Origin of the sequence: Brevibacterium permense (genome assembly GCF_025506275.1) — a bacterium.
In the GTDB taxonomy this organism is placed as follows: Bacteria; Actinomycetota; Actinomycetes; order Actinomycetales; family Brevibacteriaceae; genus Brevibacterium; species Brevibacterium permense_A.
The window spans coordinates 1-6,191 of record NZ_QYCP01000057.1 but is presented as its reverse complement, the minus strand read 5'-3'; the positions used below and the strand labels follow the sequence as shown (position 1 = coordinate 6,191).

The window sequence follows — 6,191 nt, the reverse complement described above, 5'->3', positions numbered from 1 at the left end:
ATCGGGGGGAGGTCGGGAGGCCGTTCCGGTGGTCGGCCTCGGGGCGTGTTCGGCCCGCTGCAGAAGGCCGTGCGGGGCGGCAGGTGAACCGTCGGTCACCGCTGTCGGCGGATCCGGTGCATGAGGCATTCGACAACGCCCGATAGGCTAGGAGTGTCGAGAACCGAAGAACACGCGAACATAAGGGACAATGGGAGCATGAACGCTCGAATCCTCGTAGTTGATGATGACACGGCTTTGGCCGAAATGATCGGAATTGTGCTCAAAAGCGAAGGCTTCGAGCCCTTCTTCTGCGCCACCGGAGACCAGGCCTTCGAAGAATTCCAGAAGGTCAATCCGGACCTCGTGCTTCTCGACCTCATGCTGCCCGGCAAGGACGGACTCGAAGTCTGCCGGGAGATCCGTGAGATCTCTTCGGTGCCGATCATCATGCTCACCGCGAAGTCCGACACCGTCGATGTCGTCCTCGGCCTCGAATCCGGAGCCGACGACTATGTGCCGAAGCCATTCAAGCCCAAGGAGCTCATCGCCCGTGTCCGCGCTCGGCTGCGGATCTCCGAACCGCAGGCTCCCGAGCTGCTGACCGTCGGCGACGTCGTCGTCGACGTCGCCGGCCACACGGTGACCAAGGGCGGATCACCGGTGTCGCTGACCCCTCTCGAGTTCGACCTCCTCGTCGCCCTGGCTCGCAAGCCGTGGCAGGTGTTCTCCCGCGAGACCCTGCTCGAAGAGGTGTGGGGCTACCGTCATGCCGCCGACACCCGACTGGTCAACGTCCACGTGCAGCGTCTGCGGTCGAAGATCGAACGCGATCCGGAGAAGCCGGACATCATCGTCACCGTCCGCGGCGTCGGCTATAAGGCCGGCCGAGCCGCGTGACTTCCGAGTCAGCCGCGGACGGACCCGTTCGCACCGCGGCCTCGGCACTGAAGACGTTCTGGAACTTCATACTCCGATCGTTCAGCCACTCCCTGCAGGTCCGCATCGTCGTGCTCACGATCGTGCTCACTTCGGTGGCGATCTTCGGGGTCGGAACCTATATGTCCCAGCAGATTGCCCGCGGTCTCTTCGACACCCGCCTGGATTCCCTGTCCTCTCAGACTCGGTCGATCCTGGCCGAGCTGCGCTCCCTGGCACCCGTCGACGGGCAGGCGGTCACCCAGGACACGCTGAGTTCGCAGCTGTCCTCGATCTACAACCGTTCGGCCGGGTCGGTGTACTCGCTGACCTTGCAGCCGAAGGATCCGAACTCTTCCTTCTCGACGATCACCGCCGGTGGGTCGAACGAGGACGGTGAGGACACGCAGGTGCCCGTCTCCGATGAACTCCGCGAGGCCATCCGCAAGGCCCCGACCGACGACAAGCTCTACCAGTCGGTGAGCCTGCCCGACGGGACCGGACCGGGTCTGCTCATCACCCAGGAGCTGCAGATCCCGGGCGCCGGCCAGTTCCAGCTCTACTACCTCGGCGACCTCAGCGAACAGCAGGACACGCTCAACTTCGTGCAGCGTTCGATGTTCGTCGCCGCCCTCGTTCTCGTCGTCCTCGTCGGTGCCGTCGCCTGGATCGTCACCCGACTCGTCGTCACACCGGTGCGCACCGGGGCCGAGGTGGCCCGGCTGATCGCAGATGGTGACCTCGACGAACGCATGCCCGTCCACGGCAACGATGAGATCGCCGTCCTCGGTGAGAGTTTCAACGATATGGCCGACACCCTCCAACACCAGATCGAGCAGATGGAACGGCTGTCGGTGCTGCAGCGGCAGTTCGTCTCCGACGTCTCCCACGAACTGCGGACACCCCTGACGACGATCCGTGCCGCCGCGGACCTCATCTACGATTCCCGTGACGACCTCGACCCCGTCACCGCGCGCAGCGCGGAACTGCTCAACTCGCAGGCAGAACGGTTCGACAACCTGCTCTCCGACCTGCTGGAGATCTCCCGCTACGATGCCGGTGCTGCGGCGCTGGTGCCCAAGCCCGTCGATATCGGCGCGATCGTGACCTCGGTGATCGAGACCGTGTCGATGGTGGCCGAACAGATGTCGACAGCCATCGTCGTCCACGCTCCGTCCTCGCCGGTCATGGCCGAGGTCGACCGAGTGCGGATCACGCGCATCGTGCGCAATCTCGTCGTCAACGCCATCGAACACGGTGAGAACAACCCCGTCGACGTCTATGTCGCCTCCAACGCCGAGGCGGTGGCCGTGAGCGTGCGCGACCACGGAGTCGGCATGAACGAAGAGCAGGTCGAGCACGTCTTCGACCGGTTCTGGCGTGCCGATCCGGCTCGTAAGCGCACCCTCGGCGGGTCGGGTCTGGGCCTGGCGATCTCACTCGAGGACGCGCACCTGCACAACGGCTGGCTGCAGGTCTGGGGCAAACTCGGCGAAGGGTCGTGTTTCCGGCTGACGATTCCCAGGCGCCCCGATCAGGAGATCACCTCCTCACCTCTGCCTCTGCCGCCTCGCGATGCGCAGATCCGCGGTTCCGCGCTCGTGGCGGGACCGCTGTCCTCGGACGGCTCCGTCCGCATCCAGACCGGATCGATCCCGATCGTCGTCGAAACCGAGCCGGAGATGCTCGAGGACGACCACGAATCCGTCGCCGAGGCGGCCCCGCAGTCGTCATCACCTGAGACGACCACGACTGCCCTTGAGCCGGTCTCGGACGGTGGGGCCGCCGCCGACGAGTCGGACAGCGCCGCTGCCAACGGCTCCGAGACAGACACCGCCGAGACCGGGCCGCGGTACACGGACGTCGGCGATCCGGACCTGGACGGTGACGGCATGGATGACGGAGAAGGAGGACGGTCATGATGCGCACGAAGCCCAGAGCTCTGCGAGTGAAGGCCATGCTGGTCTCCGTGTTCACCGCCTTGACCCTCGTCGGCTGCTCGTCGATCCCGACGTCATCACCTGTCGGCCATATCGAGGACGACTCGGGCGATGCGGGTGCGAACAATGCGCGGATCCCCGACGGTCCCGAACCCGGGGACAGCCCATCGGACATCGTGCGCGGGTTCCTCCGGGCAGGAGCGGGCGCCGGCAACAACTTCTCCGTGGCCCGGTCATTCCTCACTGAGGGTGAGGCGCAGAAATGGAGCCCGCAGGAATCGGTGTCGGTGCTGCCCAACGGCACAGATCTCGACTCCTTGAACGTCGGAACCACCTCCGATCAGAAGACGATGAGCATATCGCCTCCGGTCGTCGGTCTCGTCGACTCCTCCGGAGTGTACAACTCCACCGAACCGGGCACTCGGTCCACCATGGAATTCTCGCTGCGGCAGGAGAACGGGGAGTGGAGGATCTCCTCGGCGCCGGACGGTCTGCTCATCAGCCAGACCGACTTCCAGACGATCTTCCTCAACTATTCGCTGCAGTTCTTCACCTCCGACTATTCGTATCTCGTCCCTGACTCCCGCTGGTTCCTCCGGTCCTCCTCAACTCCGACGGTGCTGATGAACGAGCTGCTCAGCGGACCAGCCCCCTACCTCTCGGGGGCGGTGATCACGTCGATTCCCGACGGTGCCAAGCTCAGCGATTCGGATTCGAACGTGGTGACGATTGAGAACGGCGTCGCCAATGTGGCACTGGGACCGCAGAACCCGGCCCCGTCCGACCGCGAAAAGGGACTGATCCGTCAGCAGATCGCCACCACCCTGCAGATCATTCCCTCGATCTCGGCAATCGATCTGAGCATCGGCGGGCAGACGGTTCCGGCCAGTCTGCAGCCGAAGACCGATACGTCGGTCCAGGTGGACGGGCCACCCGTGGTTCTCGCCGACGATCACCTCTCTCGGGTCTCGGGCACCACCGTGGCCAAGGTCGAGAACAGCCCGAATCTGAAGAAGGCGCAGGCGAGCGATCCGGCGGTGTCATTGGATGACTCCCTCTACGTCTATCTGGCCGACGACGGCAAGCAGCTCATGCGGTTGAAGTCCGACGCCGTGGACGCCACTCCGATCCTCAAAGGCAAGAAGCTCGTGCGCCCCAGCATCGATCGCTTCAACACGACATGGACGGGTGAGGCTGAGAACAAAGGCGAGCTCGAGGCCGTCGGTCGTGACGGCAAATCCTCCACCGTCGCCGCCGATTTCCTCAACGGTCGACAGCTCATCGATATCGAAGTTTCCCGAGACGGCACTCGTGTCGCGCTGCTCAGTCGTCACAAAGGGGAACCGGATCGCGTCGACGTGGTCGGCATCCCCAGGGACAAGGCGGGCAATCCGTCCGGCCATGTTTCCGAAACGCCGATCGAGGTGGGTGCGAACTTCCACGAGATCAAGGACGTCTCATGGGCAGGGTCGACGTCTCTCGTGGCTCTGGCCGCAGAGGAAGGCGAATCAGCGCAGCCGTTCCGCATCGGAGTCACCGGCCCTGCTGAACAGCTCGGCGAGGTCTCGGATGGAAGCCGCATCGCCGGTGGAGTGGACGGGCGCTCGATCCTCGTCACCGGTGCCGATGGCGCGCTGTACAGCTACAACTCGAACGCTTGGCAGAAACTCGTCGACGTCGAAGCGAAGGATCCCTCCTATCCCGGTTGACCCGCACAGCATCGCCTGTCCCAGCTGACCCACGGAGACTTTCCCGTCCCGGCTGAGCCGTCGGGCGGCGGTGTGCGGCTGTTCTGGAAGGCGGCTCATCGCCGGCACCCCGGTCCGGGCATGGAGTAGATTGCTCCCATGGGGCTGCTCGGGGAGTTCGGCGAACTGCTCCTGCCTCGCCGGTGCGCCGGCTGCGGGCGGGAGAACGTGTCCCTGTGCACCCGCTGCCTGCAGCTGCTCGGTGGGATCCCACGGGCGATGGAACCGCGCTACGGCACGATTCCGGTCGTCGGGGTCTGCGAATACAACTCGCAGATCTCGAAGATGGTCGTCGGCTTCAAGGACGACGGACGCCGGGACATCCTCGATCCCTTGGCTTTGGCGCTGACCCGTTCGATCGTCGCGGCCCTCGATCTCATCGGCTACTCGGGTGGGGCGATTCGACTCTTTCCGGCGCCCAGTTCGGAGCGGGCCAGACGTCGTCGAGGCGGTTCGCATACGGCCGCCCTTGCGAATCGGGCGAAGGAGCTGTCGCCGGAGCTGCCTCTGGAGGTCCACGATGTGCTCGCGGCGAAACGATCGCGTGACCAGGTCGGACTCGGGGCGATCGAGCGGGCTCAGAACGCTCAGCGGACCCAATATCTCGACCGGAGGAGAATCGCTGAGATCTCAGAAGTCCGTGCCGTGTCGGGCACCGAATCCGCGCCGACGGACCTGCTCATCGATGACTTCTCCACCACCGGCGCAACCTTGGCAGAAAGCGCACGTCTGCTAGCATCGGTGCAGATCAGGCCCGCTGTAGGAGCTGTTCTCGGTCTCGGTCGCGGGGGCACTCGATTTGTCTCTCCCTTTACTGTATAACGGTGTTTACCCATCCAAGGGCATGGGATCGGATGAATCCGACGAGCGAGTCGCTAAGGACACATCATGGACATTGTTGTCAACGGCCGTCAACTGACCATCTCCGACAGCTTTCGAGCCCACATCGAGGACAAGATCGCCAAGGTCGAGCAGCTTGCCCCTCGCGCTCAGCGTGTCGAAGTGCATGTCACCCACGAGAAGAATTCCCGCCAGCCCGAGACGAGCGAGCGGGTCGAGCTCACGGTTGTGGCGAAGGGGCCGGCAATTCGGGCAGAGGCCATGGCAAGCGACAAATATGCGGCACTCGATCTGGCATGGGCGAAGCTCGTCGAACGACTGAGGCGAGCGAGGGACCGGCACAAGGTGCCGCGGTCGGGACATCACCGCAAGGAATCCACCGCCGAGGTGCTGGCGAAGATGCCGGTGGCCGAACCGATGGTTCCCGATGCGGACGCCGACGACGCGAAGTCTGCAGCGGACCACAGCGTCGATCAGACGAACGGTCGCATCAAGGCCGAAGGCGATTCGCCGGTGGTTCTGCGAGAGAAGACCTTCACCGCCTCACCCATCGGCATCGAAGAGGCGCTGAACAGAATGGAACTCGTCGGGCACGACTTCTACCTGTTCATCGACGAAGAGTCGAGCAAGCCGTCCGTCGTCTATCGCCGTAAGGGCTGGAGCTACGGAGTCATCGCCCTCGACCACGACCTCGAAGAAGCCCTCGACTGACCAATTACTACCTGACGGCGGCCCAGCAACCTCGCGCGAGGTTGCTGGGCCGCCG

At 64.3% G+C, this 6,191-nt stretch carries 5 protein-coding genes; all 5 read left to right on the top strand.

Going from position 1 to position 6,191, the window contains the following annotated elements; all coding sequences use genetic code 11:
• Nucleotides 1–198: 198 nt before the first annotated feature.
• The 5 genes from mtrA (at nt 199) to hpf (ending at nt 6,136) form a co-directional block, all read left to right on the top strand.
• Nucleotides 199–879 carry an MtrAB system response regulator MtrA gene (mtrA, locus tag D3I60_RS01590; RefSeq protein ID WP_062861422.1) on the top strand — a complete coding sequence of 227 codons (681 nt, stop codon included), beginning with the start codon at nt 199–201 and terminating at the stop codon, nt 877–879.
• The gene (mtrB, locus tag D3I60_RS01585; protein WP_262774380.1) at nt 876–2,819 is read left to right on the top strand and encodes an MtrAB system histidine kinase MtrB; all 1,944 of its coding nucleotides are present in this window, start codon (nt 876–878) and stop codon (nt 2,817–2,819) included. Before mtrA ends, mtrB begins: the two co-directional genes overlap by 4 nt.
• Nucleotides 2,816–4,546, top strand: a complete 1,731-nt coding sequence (locus D3I60_RS01580; RefSeq protein ID WP_262774378.1) for an LpqB family beta-propeller domain-containing protein — start codon at nt 2,816–2,818, stop codon at nt 4,544–4,546. Before mtrB ends, D3I60_RS01580 begins: the two co-directional genes overlap by 4 nt.
• A gap of 138 nt (nt 4,547–4,684) precedes the next feature.
• Nucleotides 4,685–5,407: a ComF family protein gene (locus tag D3I60_RS01575; RefSeq protein ID WP_262774376.1), complete on the top strand. Its 723-nt coding sequence runs from the start codon at nt 4,685–4,687 to the stop codon at nt 5,405–5,407.
• A 66-nt stretch (nt 5,408–5,473) separates the two neighbouring features.
• Complete coding sequence (gene hpf / locus D3I60_RS01570; protein WP_262774374.1) at nt 5,474–6,136, top strand: ribosome hibernation-promoting factor, HPF/YfiA family; 663 nt, start codon at nt 5,474–5,476, stop codon at nt 6,134–6,136.
• The last annotated feature ends 55 nt before the right edge of the window (nt 6,137–6,191 follow it).